The organism is Streptomyces sp. RerS4, assembly GCF_023515955.1.
Lineage (GTDB): Bacteria > Actinomycetota > Actinomycetes > Streptomycetales > Streptomycetaceae > Streptomyces.
The window spans coordinates 6,934,393-6,955,368 of the sequence record NZ_CP097322.1 but is presented as its reverse complement, the minus strand read 5'-3'; the positions used below and the strand labels follow the sequence as shown (position 1 = coordinate 6,955,368).

Below are 20,976 nucleotides of genomic sequence, written 5' to 3'. Positions count from 1 at the left end.
GCCCGTGACCCCACAGCCCGAGCCGTCCCCACAGCCCGAGCCGTCCCTTCCGTCCGAGCCGCCCGAGCCGTTCCCGGAGCCCAGGCTGTCCCCGGAGCCCGAGCTGTCCCGGGAGCCCCAGCTGTCCCGGCGGCCCGACGAGCCGTCCTCGCCCCCTGCCGACGCGCGTGACCTGGTCGTCGCGGTCAGCCCCTTCGAGGAGCCGCAGCCCCGGATCGTGATCGCCGCCGAGCGGGCGGGCTCCCTCGGGCTGCTCGACCTCGGCCGGGACCCCGACGTCGCGCGGGCGGCCTTCGCCGAGCTCGGCCGCCGGCTCGGCGCCGGGCGGCGCTACGGGGTGCGCGTGCCGGCGGGCTGCCCGCTCGGGCCGCGCAGCTGCCGGCCGAGGTGGACACGGTGCTGCTCGCCGACCCCGCAGAGCACACTCCGCAGCGGGTGGCGGCTGGGCGGCGGCCCCGGGCGGCCCCGGGTGTGGGCCGAGGTCACCGGCCGGGCGGAGGGCCGGGCCGCGGTGGCCGCCGGGGCGGGGGCGCTCGTCGCCAAGGGGCACGAGGCCGGCGGCAGGGTGGGCGGTGCCACCACCTTCGTCCTCCTTCAGCAGCTGCTCGCCGATCCCGACGTCGGGGTGCCCGTCGTGGCCTGCGGCGGGATCGGCCCGCACACTGCGGCCGCGGCCGTCGCGGGCGGAGCCGCGGGCGTACTGGTTGACGTACAACTGGCTCTGACCGCCGAGGGCGAGGCCGCCCTGCCCGCCGAAGTGGCGGCGGCGATCCGGGCGATGGACGGCTCCGAGACCCGACTGGTCGACGGCCACCGGGTGTACGCGCGGCCCGACCTGCCCTCGCCCGACGGACCGGTCGCGGCTCTGCTGGGGGCGCGGGACCTGCGGACGCGACTGTTGCCGGTCGGCCAGGACGGGGCCGCCGCGGCGCGGCTGGCCGCACGCCACCGCACGACGGGCGGCGTGCTCCTGGCCGTCCGGGCGGCCGTCGCCGGGCACCTCGCGGCCGCGGTGGAGGCCCGGCCGCTGATGGCGGCCCGGCCCGTCGCCCAGGGGCCGATGACCCGGGTCAGCGACCAGGCGGCCTTCGCGGAGGCGGTGGCCGGGGCGGGCGGGGTCCCGTACCTGGCGCTGGCGGTGATGGAGGGGCCGGACGTACGCCGCCTGCTGGCCGAGACCGCCGAGCGGCTCGGGGACCGGCCGTGGGGCGTGGGACTGCTCGGCTTCGCGCCGCCCGAGCTGCGGCGGGAGCAGCTGGCGGCCGTGGCCGCGTTCCGGCCGCCGTACGCGATCATCGCGGGCGGCACCCCGGCGCAGGCGGCTCCGCTGGAGGCCGCCGGGACCCTGACCCATCTGCACGTGCCCTCGCCGGGCCTCCTGGAGCGATATCTCGCCGAGGGGGCACGGCGGTTCGTGTTCGAGGGGCTGGAGTGCGGGGGTCATGTCGGGCCGCGCGCCTCCTTCCCGCTGTGGGAGGAGCAGATCGAGCGGCTGCTCGCCTGCCCCGAACCGGAGGCCTTGGACGTGCTGTTCGCGGGTGGGATCCACGACGAGCGCTCCGCCGCGATGGCGGTCGCGGCCGGCGCCCCGCTGGCCGAGCGGGGCGCGCGGATCGGCGTACTGATGGGAACGGCCTACCTGTTCACCGAGGAGGCGGTGGCGGCGGGCGCGGTCACGACCCGCTTCCAGCGGGCGGCGGTGGAGTGCGCGAAGACCGTGCTGCTGCACACCGCGCCGGGCCATGCCACGCGCTGCGCGGACACCCCGTACGCCCACACCTTCGAGGAGACCCGGCGGCGGCTCGCGCGGAGCGCGACCGAGCCGCGTGAGATGTGGGAGGAGTTGGAGCGGCTGAACCTGGGCCGGCTGCGGATCGCCAGCAAGGGGCTGCGCAGGGGGACGAGGGCGCTGGAGTCGGTGGACGAGGAACGGCAGTACACGGACGGGCTGTTCATGCTGGGTCAGGCGGCCACCCTGCGCTCCGGCACGACGACGATCGCCGCTCTGCACACCCAAGTGACCGAGGGCGCCACGCGGTTGCTGGAGCGCCGGGCCCGGGAAATCGGCGCTTCGGGCTCCGGGACGCGGACCTCGGAAGGGGCCGACCCACTCGACATCGCCATCGTCGGGATGGCCTGTGCCTACCCGGGCGCACCCGACCTCGCCTCCTACTGGGCCCAGATCCTGGCCGGCCGGGACGCGGTGACCGAGGTGCCGGCCGAGCGCTGGGACCCGGCGCTCTACTACGACGCCGATCCGGCGCGGGCCGGCGAGCGCACCCCGTCGCGGTGGGGTGGCTTCCTGGCCCCCGTTCCCTTCGACGCGCTCGCGCACGGCATCCCGCCGTCCTCGCTGGCCGGGATCGAGCCGGTGCAGCTGCTGGCCCTGGAGATCTCGGCGCGGGCGCTGGAGGACGCCGGCTACGGCAGGGGCCGGGAGTTCGATCGGTCGCGGACCTCGGTGGTCTTCGGGGCGGAGGCCGGCACCGAGCTGGCGGGCGCGTACGGGCTACGGGCGCTGCACCCCGCCTATCTCGGCGAGCTGCCGGCCGCCCTGGACGAGCACCTGCCCCGGCTGACCGAGGACTCCTTCCCCGGGATCCTCGCCAACGTGATCGCGGGCCGGGTGGCGAACCGGCTCGACCTCGGCGGCGCGAACTGCACCGTGGACGCCGCGTGCGCCTCCTCGCTGGCCGCGCTCGACCTGGCCTGCCGCCAACTGCGGGACGGCGACAGTGACATGGTGCTGTGCGGCGGCGCCGACGTGCACAACGGCGTCAACGACTACCTCCTGTTCGCCTCGGTGCGGGCCCTGTCGCCGAGCGGGCATTGCCGGCCCTTCGACGCGGCGGCCGACGGGATCGCCCTCGGCGAGGGCGTGGGGACGCTGGTGCTGAAGCGGCTGGCGGACGCGGAGCGGGACGGCGACCGCGTCTACGCGGTGATCAAGGCCGTCGGGGCGTCGAGTGACGGCCGCTCCCTCGGGCTGACCGCGCCGCGGCCGGAAGGGCAGCGGCGGGCCTTGGAGCGCGCCTACGCGCGGGCGGGCGTCTCACCGGGCGCGGTGGGGCTCGTCGAGGCGCACGGCACGGGCACGGTGGTCGGTGACAGTACCGAACTGCGGGTACTGAGCGAGGTGTTCACCGCAGCGGGCGCCGAAGTGGGCTCGTGTGCGCTGGGCTCGGTGAAGTCGCAGCTCGGGCACACCAAGTGCGCGGCGGGGCTGGCCGGGCTGATCAAGGCGGCCCGCGCGGTGCACACGGGGGTCCGGCCGCCGACGCTGCACATCGAGCGGCCGAACCCGGCCTGGGAGGCCGAGAGCAGCCCCTTCGTCTTCGACACCGTGCCCCGGCCGTGGGCGGTGCCCGCCGACCGGCGCGTCGCGGGGGTCAGCGCCTTCGGTTTCGGCGGCACCAACTACCACGCGGTGCTCGCCGGTTACGCGGGGGCCGAGGAGCCGGGGCACGGCCTGGAGGACTGGCCGGCCGAGCTGTTCTGCTTCCGTGGTGAGGACCGGCGGGCGGCGGGCCGGGCGATGGCGCGGCTCGCGGCGCGGCTGGAGGAGAACGACGCGGCCGGGCGCCCGTGGGCCCTGCGGGACCTGGCCGCCGAGGTGGCCGCCGACAGGGGTCCGGTCCGTGTGGCGGTGGTGGCCGCCGACCTGGACGAGCTGGCGGCCCGGCTGGAGCGGGCGCGCGCCTTCACGGCGGGCGAAGGGGTCCACGTACGGGAGGACGCGGCCGATCCGGGCCGGGTGGCGTTCCTGTTCCCGGGGCAGGGCAGCCAACGCGTGGGCATGCTCGGTGAGTTGTTTACGGCCTTCCCCGGGTTGCGGGGCCTGCTGGACGGGGCTCCGCGCGCGGTGGTCTCGGCCGCCTTCCCGCCGGCCGCGTTCACGGCCGAGGCGCGGGCCGCGCAGCGGGCGGCGGTCACCGACACCCGGGTGGCCCAGCCCGCCCTGGGGCTGGCGGGTGCGGCGGCGCACCTGCTGCTGGGGCGGCTCGGCGTACGACCGGACTGCGTGGCCGGCCACTCGTACGGGGAGCTGACCGCGCTGTGGGCGGCCGGGGCGTACGACACGGAGAGCCTGCTGCGGCTGAGCGCGCGCCGGGCCGAGGCGATCCTGACGGCCGCCGGGACGGACCCGGGTTCGATGGCGGCGGTATCGGCCGCACCGGAGGAGGTCCGGGAGATCGCGGAGCGGGCCGGGTGCGTGGTGGCGAACCACAACGCGCCCCGGCAGTGCGCGATCTCGGGTCCGACGGCGGCGGTCGCCGCGGCTGTGGAGTCACTGCGCGCGGCGGGACTCACGGCCGAACTCCTCCCGGTCGCCTGCGCGTTCCACAGCCCGGTCGTCGCGGACGCGGCGGGCGAGCTGGCAACAGAGCTGGCCGGGACGGTGGTTGCCGACACCGCCGTTCCGGTCTGGTCGAACACGACCGCCGGACCGTACCCGACCGAGGCCGACGCCGTACGGGGCCTCCTTGCCCGGCAGGTCGCGGAGCCGGTCCGGTTCGTGGACCAGGTGGAGGCCATGTACGCGGCCGGGGTGCGGACGTTCGTGGAGGCGGGGCCGGGGCGGGTCCTGTCCGGGCTGGTGGGCCGGATCCTGCGCGACCGGCCGCACACGGTGGTTCCGCTGGACGTGCCGGGCGTGCACGGGCTCGTCCGGCTGGTCACGGCGCTGGCCGAACTCGCCGCCGCCGGCGTCCCGATCAGCCCGGAGGCGCTGTTCCACGGGCGGGCGGCCAGGCTGCCAGAGAAGGCTCCGCGCCGGCCCGGCTGGCTGGTGGACGGGCACCTGGTCCGTACCTCGGCGGGCACGCCGGTCGCCGGTGGACTCCAACCGCCGCGCCGGATCCCGGTGCCCGAAGCCGCGACAACGGCGGCAACCGCTACGCCCGCCGTGGCCGACCGGCGTGAGGAAGCGCTCCTGGAATACCTGCGCGGCTCCCGCGAGCTCGTCGAGGCACAACGGGACGTTCTGCTCCGCTACTTGGGGGACGGGGCGCCCGGTGGCGGGCCGACGCCGACCCGGCCCGGCCCCACAGCGGGCTCCGCTGTCACCCCCATCGAGGGCGCGAACGGGCACGGGGCCGCCCTCCAGGCGTGGCCGGAGCGCCTGGAACCCCGGAGATCCCCGGCAGCCGCGATACCCCTGGCGGCTCACCCGGCCTCTCCCGTCCCCGGTCCCGCCGCACCGGTCGGAGCGCAGACCCCCGAGGCGGTGATGGACGCGGTCCTGGAGATCGTCCACACCAGGACCGGATACCCACGCGACATGCTCGACCCCGAGCTGGACCTGGAAGCCGACCTCTCGATCGACTCCATCAAGCGCGTCGAGATCATCGGCGCCCTCGCGGACCGGATCGGACTCCCCCACGACGCCGGCGGCTCCGCCGAGTCGGCCGTCGAGGAGCTGTCCCGCATCAAGACCCTGCGCGGCATCGTCGACTGGGTCACGGCCCACACCGCCGACGGCCGGGCCGAGCCGGTCGCGGCGGCGGCAGACCCCGCTCCCGCCGCGCCCGCCCCCGCCGACCACGCCGGCCCGCCATCCCGGCCGCTCCTGCGCATGCGCGTGGACGTGGTGCCCCTGGACCCGGCCGACGGCGATCCGGACGCCCTGCGGGGGCTGCGCATCGGTGTGGTCGAGGACGATCAGGGCGTGGCGCTCGCGCTCTGCGGCGCGCTGGAGGCACACGGGGCTCGGGCAGAGGTACTGGCCGAGGCCGACGCCGGCTTCGACGGCCTCGTCGACCTGTCCGCGCTGCGGGCCGGCCACGAGCTCGCTCTCCCCGCCTCCTTCCCGGGGCTCAAGCGCGCCCTCACCGGCGGTGTCCGCCGGCTGATCCTCGGTTCCACCCCCGGCAGCGGACTGCACGGCTTCGCCCGCAGCGCCGCCCTGGAGTTCCCCGGCACCCTCGTCCGCGCCGTCGACGTGCGCCCGAAGGAGGACCCGCAGCAGATCGCCGCGCAGCTGCTCGCGGAGCTGAGCGACAGCGGCGGGGGCAACGGCGGCCACGGCAGTGGAACGGGCGAGGGCCTCGCCTCCGTCGGCTACACCGCCGAGGGCCTGCGGATCACCCGTCGTCCGGTTCCGGCGCCGCTCGACTCCCCCGACGGGGGTCGGCCGCCGCTCGGCCCCGGCTCGGTGGTGCTCCTCACCGGCGGCGCACGCGGGATCACGGCCCGGACGGCGCTCGCGCTGGCCCGAGCCACCCGGTGCCACGTCGAGTTGGTGGGACGTACCCCCGAACCGCCGCCTGGGGAAGATGGGTTCGCGCGGGCCGGGGACCGGGTGGCGCTGCGCGCGGCCCTCATCTCCACGGGCCTGCGCACCCCCGTGGAGATCGAGGCCGCGGCCTCCCGGATCCTGGCCGAGCGGGAGGTACGGGCCACCCTGGCCGCCCTCGCCGGCGCCGCCGCGTCCGTCCGCTACCACTGCGCCGATGTGACCGACGCGGAGGCCGTACGGGCCGTCGTGGCCGACGTACGGGCCCGGCACGGCCGGCTCGACGGGATCGTGCACGGCGCAGGGGTGCTGCGTGACGGGCTGCTCCGCGACAAGCAACCGGCGGCCTTCGCCGAGGTGTTCGCCACCAAGGTGGACGGCGCCCGCAATCTGGCCGCCGCGGCCGCCGAGCACGGCAGCGCTCCCGCCCCGGCCTTCCTGGCCCTCTTCGGCAGCGTCGCCGGGGTGTACGGCAACCGGGGCCAGACCGACTACGCCGCCGCGAACGACGCCCTCGACGGGCTCGCCCGGACCTGGGCCGGCACCTTCCCGGGCCGGGTGTTGTCCGTCGACTGGGGGCCTTGGGCGGCCGAGGCGGGCGGGATGGTCACGCCCGAGCTGGAGCGCGCGTACGCCCGCCGGGGCGTCCCGTTGATCACCCCGGAGGCGGGGACCGGCGCGTTCCTCGCCGAACTGGCGTACGGGAGCGACGTACAGGTGGTCCTGATGGCCGAGGAGGGGACGGGCCGTGAGTGACGGACCGCGGCGCGGCCCCCGGCCGACCGACGCCGCCATCGTCGGGATGGGCGCCGTCTTCCCGGGCGCCGCCGATCTGGCGTCGTTCCGACGCAACCTGCTCGCCGGTACCGACTCCATCTCCGAGGTTCCGCCGGGGCGTTGGGACCCGCAGGTGTACTACGACCCGGAGGGTGCCACGGGGCCGGCGCTCAGTGACCGGTTCTACTGCCGGCGCGGTGGCTTCGTGGACGGGCTGGCGGCCTTCGACCCGACCCGGTTCGGCATCATGCCGGCCGCCGTGGAAGGGGCCGAACCGGACCAGTTGCTGGCCCTGCACGCGACGGCCGAGGCGGTGGCCGACGCGGGCGGCGAGGACCGGCTGCCGGCCGACCGCTCCCGGATCGGGGTGGTGTTGGGGCGCGGCGGGTTCATGGGTTCGGCGACCGCCCGACTCGACCAACGGGTACGTACGGCGCACCAGTTGGCGCAGACGCTGCGGGAGCTGGCGCCCGAGTTGGGCGAGCGGCGGATCGCGGCGGTGCGCTCGGCCTTCCAGGACGCGCTGGGTCCGGAGCGGCCGGACGCCTCGATCGGGCTGGTGCCGAGCTTCACCGCCGCCCGTACGGCGAACCGGCTGGACTTCCGGGGCCCCGCCTACACCCTGGACGCGGCCTGTGCCTCCTCCCTGCTGGCGGTGGACCAGGCGGTGGCGTTGCTGGCGGGCGGGCGGTGCGACGCGGTGGTCGCGGGGGCAGTGCACCACTGCCACATCGCCACCCTGTGGAGTGTGTTCACGCAGCTGAGGGCCCTGAGCCCGAGCGAGCGGATCCGGCCCTTCGACCGGCGGGCCGACGGCACGCTGCTGTCCGAGGGCACGGGCGTGGTGCTGCTGAAGCGGCTCGCGGACGCGGAACGGGACGGTGACCGGATCTACGCCGTGATCCGTGGCACCGGAGTGGCCGGCGACGGTCGCGCGGCCAGTCTGATGAGCCCGCTGGTCGCCGGCCAGGTACGGGCGCTGGAGCGGGCCTGGCGGGAAGCCGGGCTGGATCCGCGCGCTCCGGGCGCGCTGGGCCTGCTGGAGGCGCACGGCACCGGCACGCCGGTGGGGGACGCGGCCGAACTGGACACACTGGCCCAGGTGTTCGGCCCGCCGGAGACCGCCGACCCGGGGGCGGGCTCCGGGATCGGCTCCGGCATCGGCTTCGGCTCGGTGAAGTCCATGCTGGGGCACACCATGCAGGCCTCGGGCATGGCCGGGCTGATCAAGGCGGCGCTCGCCGTGTACGAGGGGGTGCTGCCGCCGACCCTGCACCTGGAGGAACCACACGCGGATTTGGCCCGGACCCGGATGCGGCCGGTCACGGCGGCCGAACCGTGGGAACGGGGGCCGCAGCCGCGCCGGGCGGGCGTGAACGCGTTCGGCTTCGGTGGGATCAACGCGCACGCGGTGCTGGAGGAGGCCCCCGGTTCCGCCGCGCCGGCTCCCGCGGTACGCCGCTTCCTGCCCCTGGGCACCTCGGCCGCGCCGGTGGTGGGGACCGGCGCGCGGGAGGACGTACTGCTGCTCGGCGCGGACACCCCGGCTGAGCTGGCGGCCCTGCTGGCGGCCGGGTCGGCGTCCGTGGGCGACGGGCCGTGTCGGCTCGCGGTGGTGGGGCCGACACCGCAGCGCCTCGCGCTCGCCGCGAAGGCGGTGGCGCGCGGCCGCGCCTGGCGGGGCCGGGGGGACGTGTGGTTCAGCCCGGAGCCGCTGGGCGGTGGCACGGCGTTCCTCTTCCCGGGCCTGGAGCCGGAGTTCGCGCCCGTACTGGACGACGTGGCCGACCGGATGGGGCTGAAGGCGCCTCGGCTCAGCCGGGGCGCGGAGCTGATGGAACGGGCACTGGACGCGCTCACGACGGGTCGGTTCTTCGCCCGGGTCCTGCCGGAACTCGGCGTGAGCGCCGATGTGTTGGCCGGGCACAGCCTGGGCGAATGGGCGGCGATGGTGGCCGGCGGGATGTACCCGCAGGAGGCCGCCGACTGCTTCCTGGACTCGCTGCGACCGGGCTCGCTGAAGGTCCCGGACCTCGTCTACGCGGCGCTGGGCTGCGGGGCGAGTCGCGCGGAGGCCGCACTGCACGGGCTGGACGGGGTGGTGGTCAGCCACGACAACTGCCCGCACCAGTCGGTGGTGTGCGGGGACCCGGCCGGGGTGGCGCAGGTCCTGGAGCGGCTGCGGTCGCAGGGGGTGCTGGGCCAGGAGCTGCCGTTCCGTTCGGGATTCCACACGCCGATGTGGGAGCCGTACCTGGGACAGGTCCGGGCGGCGTTCGCGCGGCTGCCGCTGCGGGAAGGGCCGGGCGCACTGCCCGTGTGGTCGGCGACGACGTGCGCGCCGTTCCCGGAGGCGCCGGATCGCGTACGGGAGTTGGTGGTGCGCCACCTGCTGGAGCCGGTGCGGTTCCGGGAGTTGCTGCTGCGGCTGTACGAGGAGGCGGGCGTACGGAGCTTCGTGACGTTGGGGCCGGGCAGTCTGCCCGGCTTCGTGGAGGACACCCTGCGCGAGCGCCCCCACCTCTCCGTGGCCACGTCCGCCCCCCGCCTGTCGGGGCCGGACGCCCTGCGGCGCACCTGCGCCGCGCTCTGGGCCGAGGGACACGCGCCCCGGTGGGACCGGCTCCAGGAGCCGACAGCCGCCGTACGGGGGACCACGCTCGGGCGGGCCGTGCCGCTGGACCTGGGGTCCCCGCTGGTCCACCTGGGAGCGCAGGCCCTGGGCCGGCTGGGCGGTCTGGGGGGCGAGGCCCGGCCGGCGCCCGGGGCGGTACCGGCGGCTGTGCCGGGCGCGGGGCGACCCGTACTGCTGTCCGCGCTGGACGCGGTGCTCGACGACACCCGCTCGGCGGTCCACGCGGTGGCCGAGGCCTGGTCGACCGTACGCGGGACCGCACCCGCCGCCGCCCCGGCCGCCGGTCCGCAACCGGCGCCGGGCGCAGCCCGCGCGGCCGAGAAACCGCGCCTGCGCGTGTCCCTCGACGCCATGCCCTACGTACGCGACCACCGCGTGTACCTCCAGCCCGAGGGTTGGCCCGAGGAGTCCGACTGGTTCCCCGTCGTGCCCATGACGACCATGCTGGAGCTGGCCGCCGACGCCGCCCGTCGGCACGCCCCGCCCGGCGCCGCCGTCATCGGCTACGACGACGTACGGGCCCTGCGCTGGCTCCCCGCCGCGCCCGCCGTCGACATCGAGGTGAGTGCGCGTGCCGAAGGCCCCGGACGGATCCGGATCGGCCTGGGCCCGTACGCGTCCGTCGTCGTCCTGCTCGACACGGCCCACGAGGAGCCGCCCGCGCCCGACACCACACCGATCCGCGACCCGCGGCCGGCCCCCGTCAGCGCCGAAGCGCTGTACCGCGACCGGTGGATGTTCCACGGGCCCCGCTTCGCGGGCGTGCACGAGGTCCGGTCCGTCGGCTCGGACGGCATCCACGGGGTGCTGCGCGCGCTCCCGGATCCGGGAGCGCTGCTCGACGCGGCCGGGCAGCTCTTCGGGCACTGGATGCAACTGCGACTCCCCGTCGACCGGCTGGTGTTCCCGGCCACCGTCGACCGGATCCGGTTCTACGGACCCCCGCCGGCTCCGCACGCCCTGGTGACCGCCACGGCACGGATCCGGGAGGTCCGCGATGTCACCGTCCGTGGGGATCTCGAACTGCTCGACACCACAGGGCGGTTGTGGGCGCGAATCGACGGCTGGACGTACCGCCGCTTCGGGGCGGACGAGCGGGTGTGGCCGATGAAGTTCACCCCCGAGGTGTGCGGGATCGGCGAACCCCAGCCCGCCGGCTGGTGTGTGGCCCGGCGGCGGTGGACGGATCCCGCCTCGCAGGAGCTGGTGATGCGCCGCTACCTCGGCGCCGCCGAACGCGCGGCGTACGAGCGGCTGGTGCCGCGCGCGCGGGCGCCGTGGCTGCTGGGCCGGATCGCCGCCAAGGACGCGTTGCGGCAGCTGCTGTGGGACGGCGGCGCGGGTCCGGTGTTCCCGGCAGAGGTGCCGGTCGGCAACGACGCGGCCGGGCGGCCCGTCCCCGAGGGGGCTTTGGCCCGCGGGTTCCGGTTGTCGATCGCGCACAAGGACCGGGTGGCCGTGGCCCTGGCCCACCCGTCCCACTCCGTCGGCATCGACGTGGAGCCGGTGACCACCGACCCCGACGCGCTGATCCGGATCGCACTCACCCCGGACGAGTTGCTCCTGGCCGAGGAGTTGGCCGCCCGCGACGGCGCCGAACTTCCCGTCGCGCTCACCGCCCTGTGGTGTGCGAAGGAGGCCGCCGCGAAGGCCTGCGGCACCGGGCTCGGCGGTCGGCCGCGGGAGTGGCGGGTGTCCGAGGATGCCGGCTCCGGCGGGCTGCGCGTGCGCTCGCCCGAGGGGCACCCGTACGCGATCCGGACCGCCACCTTCCCCGAGACCGAAGCGGCCACCTCCGCCACGGACACGGACCCCGGCACCGGCACTCGCCCGCACCTCGTCGCCTGGACCGCCCACCCCGCGGCGCCCTCCCCCGTCCCCTTCCACCTCACGGAGACCAGCCATGGCCACCACTGACATCCTCGCCGAGATCACCGGCATGCTCGTGGAGATCCTCGGCGACGAGTTCCTTCTCGCGGAGGAGGTCACGATGAGTACCAGCTTCAACGAGGATCTCGCCCTGGAAAGCATCGAGTTCGTCGCCCTCGCCGAGCTGCTGCACGAGCGCTACGGCTCCGAGGTGGACCTCATGGGCTTCCTCGCGGAGAAGGACATGGACGCGATCCTCGCCATGTCGGTCGGCGAACTCGTCACCCACATAAGCCGGGTGACGCACGACTCCCTGGCACGCACCTCGGCCTCGGTATCGGCCTCATCCGCGACGACGGCCGGCTGAGCCCGTCATGGCCTTCGTCCCCGCGAACTCCCTGCGCTTCCACGTCCAGCGGCTTCCGGCCACCGCCGCGGCCGCCGATCCCGACCGTCCCGTGGTCGTCTTCCTGCACGGGCTGGTCGTGGACAACCTGTCCTCCTTCTACTGCCCCCTGGCCGTGCCCGTGGCCAGGGCGGGCCACGAGGCCGTCCTCTACGACCTGCGCGGCCACGGCCGGACCGACCGCCCGGCCACGGGGTACGACAGCCGCACCGCCGTACGGGACCTCGTCTCGCTGCTCGGCGCGCTCGACCTCGGGCACCGCCCGGTGCACCTGGTCGGCAACAGCTACGGCGGCACCCTGGCCCTGCACGCCGCCCTCGCCCGCCCGGACCTGGTCGCCGGGCTGACCCTGCTCGAACCCCCGATCGGCGGGGCGTGGGTGGAGAACATGGTGGACACCCTGTCGGCCGCCGCGCTCAGCCTGGAGGACAGCCCGGTCCCGGCCGAGCTGCTCACCCTGCGCCTGCGCAAGGCCGCCAACCTCACCTCGATCGCGGACCGGTTGCTGAACCGGACCAGCCTGATCGACGACATCGCCGCGAGCCGCGCCTTCACCAGCGCCGATTTCGCCCGGCTGCGCTGTCCGACCCTGATCATCTGCGGCGAACACTCCGAACTCGTGCCGGGCGCCCGCCAGTTGGCCCATCACGCGCCACGTGCCGCGATGGAGATCCTGCCCGGTCTCGGGCACGACGTGCTGAAGGAGAGCAGCGGGGTCCTACGGGGCACCGTGCTCGCCCATCTCGAAGCGACGGCGGCGGCCACGGCGCGTACGGCGCGGGCCCCGCGGGCGGGAGCGCTGGTCCGATGAGGGTGCTGTTCACGGTGCCGCCGCTGGCGGGACACGTCAATCCGACGGTGGCGGTCGGCGCCGAACTGGCCGCCCGGGGACACGAGGTCGCCTGGACAGGACCGGCCGGGCCACTGACCCGGCTGCTGCCGGCGCACGCCCGGATCCTGCCGGCCGGGGAGGAGGCGGGCGGCGGCTACGCGGCCCTGCACGAGCGTTGGCGCGATCTGCGCGGGGTCGGGGCGCTGCGTTTCCTCTGGGAGGAGGCGCTCGTCCCGCTGGGCCTGGCGATGGTGGCGGGGGTGACGGAGGCCGTGCGCGCTTTCGAGCCCGATCTGCTGGTCGCCGACCAGCAGGCGTTGGCCGGTCCGGTGGTCGCCCGTGGACTCGGGGTCCCCTGGGTCACCTCGGCCAGCACCTCGGCCGAACTGACGCGGCCCTTCGCCGACTTCCCGAAGGTCGGGGAGTGGGTCGCGGGGCAGATCTCCGGGTTCCTCTCCGCGTGCGGCATGCCGGACACGGACTGGGATCCACGGTTCTCCGAGCGCTTGGTGTTGGTCTTCTCGACGCCCGAACTGGTGGGTGCGAGGACGGAGTTCTCCGCACACCACGCCTTCGTCGGACCCGCCTTCGGAGCCCGGCCCGCCGCGCCCGATTTCCCGTGGCGGCGGCTGGACCCTGAACGGCGGCGGGTGCTCGTATCCCTCGGTACGCTCAACCAGGAGGCCGGGGCGCGGTTCTACGGCACCGTGCTGGAGGCCGCCGAACGCCTGGCCGCCGACGTCCAGTTGGTGCTGGTCGCGCCCGCCTCTCTGGTCGGCCGGGTGCCGGAGAACGTACTGCTCCGCGAGCGCGTGCCGCAATTGGAACTGCTGCCGCACCTCGACGCCGTCGTCAGCCACGGCGGACACAACACCGTCTGCGAAGCGCTCGCGTACGGGCTGCCACTCGTGGTCGCGCCGATCCGCGACGACCAGCCGATCGTCGCGCGGCAGGTCGTCGAGGCGGGGGCGGGGGTGCGGGTGCGCTTTGGCAGGACCCGCACCGAGGAAATGCGTGACGCGCTCACGGCCGTGCTGGACGATCCCGGGCACCGCCGGGCCGCCCGGCGGATCCAGGCCTCCTTCGCCGCGGCGGGCGGGGCCGCCGCCGCGGCCGACCGGTTGGAGAAGCTCTCATGACACCACCCGCCTTCCACCGGGTCCGGTGGACCTCCGCGCTGACCCTGGCCGTGCTCGGCGCGGGTACGGTGCGCGCCCGCCGCCGGCTGCGGGCGATCCCCGTACTGCCCGCGCCCCCGTCGGGGGCGGCGGGGCTGCCGCGCGCCGCCGGGTGGCGGCTGCTGACGGCGCGCGGGGTCGAGGCCGATCCGGCCACGTTCCTCGCCGCCTGCGCTTACGCCGACCGGATGGGGCTGCGGGTGCTGGACCTGCTGCCGGTGGACCTCGCCGCCGAGCGGGCGCTCGGCCTGCTGCGGCTGGTCGACCCGGACGCCTACCGCGAGGACCGGCTCGGCGAGGGGCGCGGGGCCGGATACGCGGTGCTGGTCAGTGAGGACGTCCTGGCCCGAGCCGGGGTGGACGAACACGGGACGGTCCTCGGCGCGACCGACGGGGCACCGACGGGCAGGGGGCACACGGCACGCATGCCGGCTCCGGGCAGTGCGCCGGGCGGGAGCGGCAGCGCGGCCGGCGGCAGCGGCAGCGCGGCCGGGCTGGAGCCCGCCCAACTCCTCGCCCTGACCCGGCGCTTGAAGGAGTACGCCGCCGATTCCACGGGCCTGGCCATCGCCCCCGCGCTGTCCGTCGGGCGGGTCGAGCCTCCGCCGGGAGCGGTGCGGGCCGCCGAGTCACGGGCGCAGGGGCTGCCGCCGGGGCCCTGGCCGCCGCGCAGCTCGGCGGGCTGGCGCTGTTGGCCGGGCTCGCCGCGCGCCAGGGCCGGTGGGGCGCCGCCGCGGCCGGGCTGTACTGGCTCCAGCCGTATCTGGTGCTCGGCGGGCCGGGCGCCCCGCTGCGGCCCGCCGATCTGCCCGGGGCCACCGCCGCCCGGCCGGTGCGCTCCCTCGGCGCGGGTGTGCGTACCGCCGGCGCGGTCCTCCGTAGGCCCGCCGGCACGCCTGCCGACGCCGCCCGTGCGGCCGCGTACCGGGCCGAACTGGGCGCCGGTACCGATCGGTTCCTGGAGCCGGTCCGGCTGAACTGCCCGTGGTGCGGCTCCGAACAGCTCTCCGTGCGCGTACGGGTGCCGGATCTCCTCCAGGGCAAGCCCGGCGTCTTCACCCTGGAGCAGTGCGCGGACTGCGGCCACGTGTTCCAGAACCCCCGACTGTCCCTGGAGGGGCTGGAGTTCTACTACCGGGACTTCTACGACGGTCGCGGCGGCGAGGGCGCCGGCACCGTCTTCGGGCGGCTCGGCGACTCCTATCGCCGGCGGGCCGAGATGCTCCGGCCGTTCACCGTGCACCCGCCGACCTCGTGGCTCGATGTCGGCACCGGGCACGGCCACTTCTGCAACGCGGCGCGGGCCATCTGGCCCCACACCCGTTTCGACGGTCTGGACATGGGCGACGGGGTCGGCGAGGCCGAGCGGCGCGGCTGGGTGGAGACCGGATTCCAGGGCCAGTTCCCGGAGTTCGCGGAGAAGCTCGCGGGTCGGTACGAGGTCGTCAGCATGTACCACTACCTGGAGCACACCCGCGATCCGCTCACCGAGTTGGACACGGCGGCCGCCGTCCTCGCCCCCGGCGGATTCCTGGCGATCGAGCTGCCGGACCCGGAATCGCGGATGGCCCGGCTCCTGGGGTCGGCGTGGCTGCCGTGGTTCCAGCCGCAGCACCAGCACCTGATCCCGGCGGCGAACCTGCGCGAGGCGCTGACCGACCGCGGGTTCACCGTCCTGGCGGAGGAGCACGGCCCCGCCCACCAGGGCAACGACTTCTTCGGGGCGGTGGCCCTGACCACCACCCGGCTGGCGCCGGATCCGGACCGCCCGTGGGCTCCGCCGGCCACACCCGGCCGGCGCGCGCTGGCGCACGCCGTACGGGCGGCCGCGCTGCCCTGCTTCGCCGGCGCGGCGGTGCTCGACGCGGTGCGTACGCTCGCGGCGCGGCGCACGGACGGCGGGAACGCGTACCGGATGCTGGCCCGCAGGGACGTCGACGGCGGACCGACGGCGGCCGGGGAGGACCGGTGACGGGGCTCGGAGCCGCCCCCGTCGGCCCGCTGCCGGTGGGTCCCGTACCGCCGGACCTGGCGCGCAGGGCCACCGCCGACCCGCTCTTCCGGCTCGTCGCCTACGCCCTGGAGGCCGCGCACGGCCGCCGGCGGCCGCCGTCTGGAGCGCCCCGTACGCCTTCCACTTCGGCTCGCCGGGCCTGGTCGCGGCGGCCGGCTGGCCGGTGGCGGCCGCCGCCGCGCCGCGTACGGACGGCCTGGTGCGGCTCAGCTCCTCGGGCACCCCGCCGACAGCTGCGACCTGCCTCTGACCCCGGACGGGCCGGCGCCGCCGCGCCCGCCTGGGCCGTGCGCCCGTACGCCCTGCTGCGGGCGCTGGCCCGCGCCGGCTACGGGCGCGGCGGGACGGACCTGCACGTCCAGGGCTCGCTGACGGAGGCCGCCGGGCTGGCCACGGCGGAACCCGCCGACTGCGCGATCGCGCTCGCGGTGGCCGACGTACACACCCCGGCCGGTACGGAACCGGACCGGGACGGGCTGGCCCGGCTCCTGGCGCGGGCCCTGCCGGACGGCGACGACGCGCTGCGCGGGGCGGTGCTGTACGCCCGGCCCGGCGAGGCCCTGCTGCCGACGCCGGCCTCCGGGCGGGAGCGGCGTTACGTCGACTTCGACCCGGCGGCTTCGGGGGCGCGGCTGGTGCTGATGGCGGTCCGGGGCGATCCCGCCGACCGGGCGGCCGAGCTGTCGCGGGCCGTGGCCTGTGCCCGCCGGGCGGGGGCGCTGAGCGCGTGGCCGCCCGGGGAACGCCCCGGGCGGAGCGTGCTGATGCTGCTGCCCGAGGCGCGCCTGACGGCCGTACGGGCCGCGGTGGCGCAGGACTTCCGCGACCGGGGTCGGCCCGTACCGCGCTTCCTGAACATCGCCGTGGCCGGCGCGGCCCGGCGGGAGGAATGAACCACCGACATCGAGAGGAACCGCTCATGCCCTCACCCACGACCGCCGCGAGACGCGGGACCCGCTGGTCCGCGCTCGTGGCCGCGCTCGGCACGCTGTGTCTGCTCGGCGCATTCACCGTGGCCAACTCGCAGGCGGCCGAGACCGGTTCGGCGCCGCCGGCGTCGACGGCCGCGGCCGGCCTGCCGACGTACGACCACGTGGTGGTCGTCGTCTACGAGAACAAGCAGTACGGCGAGATCATCGGCAGCGCGAACGCCCCGTACATCAACCAGTTGGCGAACGGCGGCGCGAGCCTGACCGGCATGAAGGCGCTGACCCACCCCAGCCAGCCGAACTACTTCAACCTGTTCTCCGGCGCCACCCAGGGCATCACCGGGGACGGCTGCTACACCCCGCAGTCGATGACGGCGGCCAACCTCGGCCAGGAGCTGATCGCGGCGGGGAAGACCTTCGCGACGTACAACGAGGACCTGCCGAGCGAGGGGTCCACGGCCTGCACCAACGGCCAGTACGCGCAGAAGCACAACCCGTGGTTCGCGTTCAAGAACGTGCCGCTGAACACGGGGAAGACGTGGGCGCAGTTCCCGCAGAACAACTTCGCGGCGCTGCCGAACCTGTCCTTCGTGGTGCCGAACCAGTGCAACGACATGCACTCGTGCTCGGTGAACACGGGTGACACGTGGACGAAGAACAACATCGACGCGTACGCGCAGTGGGCGAAGGCCAACAACAGCCTGCTGGTGCTGACCTGGGACGAGGACAACTACCTCGGCTCCAACCAGATCGCGACCGTGTTCTACGGCGCGCACGTGAAGACGGGCAAGTACGCCACCGCCTTCAACCACCACCACCTGCTGCGCACCTTCGAGGACCTGTTCGGCACGACGCACGCGGGCAACGCGGCGAACGTCCAGCCGATGACGGAGGTCTTCGAAACGTCTTCGACCCCGACCCCCACGCCGACGCCGACCCCCACCCCGACCCCGACTCCCACCCCCACTCCCGGTGACCTGAAGCTGGCCAACCCCGGCCCCCAGACCTGCAAGTTCAACCAGACCTGCACCATCCAACTCACCGCCACCGGCGGCAAACCCGCCTACCGCTACACCGCCACCGGCCTCCCCTGGGGCCTCACCACCGACCCCGCCACCGGCCGCATCACCGGCAAACCCTGGGCCGGCGGCACCCTCCACATCACCGCCACCACCACCGACTCCACCGGCACCACCGCCACCACCACCTTTCCCCTCACCATCAACTGGTTCTGAACCACCCGAGGGGCGGGGCCCACACCCCGTCCCTCCACCACCGACCACGCTCCGGTGGTCCACGTTCACCGTGTGACGTCACCACGCTCAGGCGCGGGGTGGGCACCTGCGCGGAGGGGGAGGGGCAGGTGCCCACAGGTGGGGTCGGGGGCCGCTCATCGGCCCGACCACCGTTTCCAGCGTAACTTCATCAGGCGCAGCTCGATCGCCGCGTTTCTGCAGCGGGCCCACCTCCGGATGCGGTATACGTCCTCAGGGCCTACCCGATGCCGGCGAAGGGAGTGGTTGCCGTGGAGCGTACGGGCTGCTGCGTGGTGGGAGGCGGGCCCGCCGGGATGGTGCTGGCGTTGCTGCTGGCCCGCGCCGGCGTGGAGGTGACCGTGCTGGAGAAGCACGGCGACTTCCTGCGCGACTTCCGCGGCGACACCGTGCACCCGTCCACCCTGTCGCTGCTGGACACCATCGGCCTCGCGGAACGGTTCGCCCGGCTGCCGCAGCGGCAGGTGACCTCGGTGCAGCTGCCCATCGGACCGGACCGGTCACTGATCACGGTCGGGAACATCGGGGCACTGCACGGCAAGTACAACTACATCGCGATGGTGCCGCAGTGGGACCTGCTCGACCTGCTCGCCGACGAGGCGGGCCGCGAGCCGTCGTTCCGCCTGCGCATGAACACCGAGGCGACGTCCTTCCTGATGGAACGGGGCCGGGTGACGGGCGTGCGCTACCGCACGAAGGACGGCGGGACCGGCGAGCTGCGGGCCTCGCTCACCGTCGCCTGCGACGGTCGCGGTTCGCTGGCCAGGGCGCTGCCGGAACTCGGCGTGGAGAGCTTCCCGTGCCCCATGGACGCCTGGTGGTTCCGGCTGCCGCGGCACGACGACGACCCCAGCGGGCTGGTCGGAGGCCTGGGGGACCGGTTCTTCGCCGCGCTCATCGACCGGGGCGACTACTGGCAGTGCGCGGGGCTCATCCCCAAGGGAACCGACGCCGAACGGCGCGCCGAGGGGCTGGAGCGGTTCATGGACCGGTTCACGGACGCGGTCCCCTGGCTGGCCGACCGGGCGCACGCCCTCACTTCCTGGGACGAGGTCAAGCTGCTCGACGTGCGCCTGGACCGGATGCACCGCTGGCACCGGCCGGGCCTGCTGTGCATCGGCGACGCCGCCCACGCCATGTCACCGGTCTTCGGGATCGGCATCAACCTCGCCGTGCAGGACGCGGTGGCCGCCGCCCGCCACCTCGTGCGCCCGTTGCGCGACGGCACCGTGGGCCTCCACGACGTCCGCCGCGTGCAGCGCCGTCGCCTGCCCACGACCGTGGCGACCCAGGGGCTGCAACGCCTCGCCCACACCCGGGTCATCGAGCCGCTGCTGGCGGGCCGGGTCGCGTTCGGGCATCCCCGGCGGGCCAAGCTGCTGACCGAGCTGGTCACCGACTCGCGGTGGCTCAACCGCGTGCCCGCCTACTTCCTGGCCTACGGGGCCCTGCGCGAGCGGCCGCCGAAGGAATCCCTGCGCTGAACGCGGCGCGGCGCGGTCGCCCGTAGGCGGCGCGGGAGACTGGAATGGAGGCAGTCGACGACACCTTCGGGAGGCATCATGAGCGAGCGGCCGGTCCTGCTGCCCTACGCGGACCCCGCTTTCGTCGCGGACCCGTTCCCGCTGTACCGGCGACTGCGCGAGGACGGCCCCGTGCGCCGCGCCGTCATCGCGGGCGGTCTGGAGGCCTGGCTCGTCACCCGCTACGAGGACGGGCTCGCGGCCCTGTCCGACTCCCGCCTCAGCAGCGACGTACGCGATGCCTCGGACACACGGCTGCTGCGGCAGCTGCCCGAGACCGATCGCGAGTCGATGCTGAGCAACATGCTCCGCAGCGACCCGCCCGATCACACCCGTCTGCGCCGGCTGGTCTCCAAGGCGTTCACCGCCCACCGCGTGGCCGGGATGCGGCCGCGGATCCAGGCCGTCGCCGACCGGCTGCTGGACGCCATCGCCCCCACCGGGCACGCCGATCTCGTCGCGGACTTCGCGCTGCCCCTCCCGGTCACGGTGATCAGCGAGCTGCTCGGGGTGCCGGTGGACGACCGCCACGATTTCCAGCGCTGGACCGACCGCATGCTCATGCGGGGCGCGGAGCCGCCGGATCCCGCCGTCATGAACGAGGCGTGGCAGCACATGCGGGCCTACGTGACCGACCTCGTCCACGCCGAGCGGGCCGATCCCGGCGACGACCTGATCAGCGGCCTCATCACGGCTCGGGACGAGGAGCGGCGGCTGTCCGAGGACGAGCTCGTCGCCATGGTCTTCCTGCTGCTGGTCGCCGGGTACATCACCACGGTCAACCTGATCGGCGGTGGCATCGCCATGCTGCTCGCCCACCCCGAGCAGCTCGACCTATTGCGCTCCGACCCCGATCTGCTGCCGGGGGCGATCGAGGAGTTCCTCCGCTACGACGGCCCGGTCAGCCCCGGCATCGCCCGCTTCGCGCGCGAGGACGTGGAGATCGCGGGCGTGGCCGTCCCGCGCGGTGCGACCGTGCTGATCGCCTCGGCCATCGCCGACCGCGACCCGGCGCGGTTTCCCGACCCGGACCGCCTGGACATCACCCGGCAGGACAACGCCCACCTCGCGTTCGGGCACGGCATCCACTACTGCCTGGGCGCTCCGCTGGCCCGGCTGGAGGGCCAGGTCGCCATCGGCACCGCCCTGCGCCGGCTCCCCGGGCTCGCCCTCGCCGTACGGCCGGACGAGATCCCCTGGCGCCCCGGCGGCCTGCGCGGCCCCGAAACCCTGCCGGTGACCTTCACGCCGGGCGGGTAGGAGCGCTTCGCGTTCGGACTCGCCTCGATCCCGACCCGCCACCG

At 75.3% G+C, this 20,976-nt stretch carries 11 protein-coding genes; all 11 read left to right on the top strand.

Going from position 1 to position 20,976, the window contains the following annotated elements; all coding sequences use genetic code 11:
* The first annotated feature begins 4 nt into the window (after positions 1-4).
* The 11 genes from M4D82_RS31150 (at position 5) to M4D82_RS31095 (ending at position 20,932) form a co-directional block, all read left to right on the top strand.
* Positions 5-6,991, top strand: a complete 6,987-nt coding sequence (locus M4D82_RS31150) for a type I polyketide synthase (protein ID WP_249770706.1) — start codon at positions 5-7, stop codon at positions 6,989-6,991.
* Entirely contained in the window at positions 6,984-11,564 is a 4,581-nt protein-coding gene (locus tag M4D82_RS31145; RefSeq protein ID WP_249770704.1) for a type I polyketide synthase, read from the top strand. Before M4D82_RS31150 ends, M4D82_RS31145 begins: the two co-directional genes overlap by 8 nt.
* On the top strand, positions 11,551-11,883 hold the full coding sequence (locus tag M4D82_RS31140) for an acyl carrier protein (protein ID WP_249770702.1): 333 nt from the start codon (positions 11,551-11,553) through the stop codon (positions 11,881-11,883). The genes M4D82_RS31145 and M4D82_RS31140 overlap by 14 nt, the downstream gene beginning before the upstream one ends.
* A gap of 7 nt (positions 11,884-11,890) precedes the next feature.
* Positions 11,891-12,733, top strand: coding sequence for an alpha/beta fold hydrolase (locus M4D82_RS31135; protein WP_249770700.1), 843 nt, complete (start codon positions 11,891-11,893; stop codon positions 12,731-12,733).
* Positions 12,730-13,893 (top strand): glycosyltransferase, encoded by a 1,164-nt coding sequence (locus tag M4D82_RS31130; protein WP_249770698.1) that lies wholly within the window; start codon positions 12,730-12,732, stop codon positions 13,891-13,893. Before M4D82_RS31135 ends, M4D82_RS31130 begins: the two co-directional genes overlap by 4 nt.
* The gene (locus M4D82_RS31125) at positions 13,890-14,909 is read left to right on the top strand and encodes a hypothetical protein (protein ID WP_249770696.1); all 1,020 of its coding nucleotides are present in this window, start codon (positions 13,890-13,892) and stop codon (positions 14,907-14,909) included. Before M4D82_RS31130 ends, M4D82_RS31125 begins: the two co-directional genes overlap by 4 nt.
* Positions 14,867-15,904: a class I SAM-dependent methyltransferase gene (locus M4D82_RS31120; RefSeq protein WP_249772330.1), complete on the top strand. Its 1,038-nt coding sequence runs from the start codon at positions 14,867-14,869 to the stop codon at positions 15,902-15,904. The genes M4D82_RS31125 and M4D82_RS31120 overlap by 43 nt, the downstream gene beginning before the upstream one ends.
* Positions 15,905-16,233: 329 nt before the next feature.
* A complete protein-coding gene (locus M4D82_RS31115; RefSeq protein WP_249770694.1) occupies positions 16,234-16,839 on the top strand; it encodes a hypothetical protein in 606 nt (201 codons plus the stop codon).
* 26 nt (positions 16,840-16,865) lie between these two features.
* Entirely contained in the window at positions 16,866-18,110 is a 1,245-nt protein-coding gene (locus M4D82_RS31110) for an alkaline phosphatase family protein (RefSeq protein WP_349637106.1), read from the top strand.
* Positions 18,111-18,400: 290 nt separating this feature from the next.
* Entirely contained in the window at positions 18,401-19,633 is a 1,233-nt protein-coding gene (locus M4D82_RS31100; protein WP_249770692.1) for an FAD-dependent oxidoreductase, read from the top strand.
* A gap of 78 nt (positions 19,634-19,711) precedes the next feature.
* The gene (locus M4D82_RS31095) at positions 19,712-20,932 is read left to right on the top strand and encodes a cytochrome P450 family protein (protein ID WP_249770690.1); all 1,221 of its coding nucleotides are present in this window, start codon (positions 19,712-19,714) and stop codon (positions 20,930-20,932) included.
* Positions 20,933-20,976 lie beyond the last annotated feature (44 nt).

Excerpts from the sequence above, each read along its gene's own strand:
- M4D82_RS31140 (WP_249770702.1), top strand. The coding sequence starts at position 11,551 with ATGGCCACCACTGACATCCTCGCCGAGATCACCGGCATGCTCGTGGAG.
- M4D82_RS31135 (WP_249770700.1), top strand. The coding sequence starts at position 11,891 with ATGGCCTTCGTCCCCGCGAACTCCCTGCGCTTCCACGTCCAGCGGCTT.
- M4D82_RS31130 (WP_249770698.1), top strand. The coding sequence starts at position 12,730 with ATGAGGGTGCTGTTCACGGTGCCGCCGCTGGCGGGACACGTCAATCCG.
- M4D82_RS31125 (WP_249770696.1), top strand. The coding sequence starts at position 13,890 with ATGACACCACCCGCCTTCCACCGGGTCCGGTGGACCTCCGCGCTGACC.
- M4D82_RS31110 (WP_349637106.1), top strand. The coding sequence starts at position 16,866 with ATGCCCTCACCCACGACCGCCGCGAGACGCGGGACCCGCTGGTCCGCG.
- M4D82_RS31095 (WP_249770690.1), top strand. The coding sequence starts at position 19,712 with ATGAGCGAGCGGCCGGTCCTGCTGCCCTACGCGGACCCCGCTTTCGTC.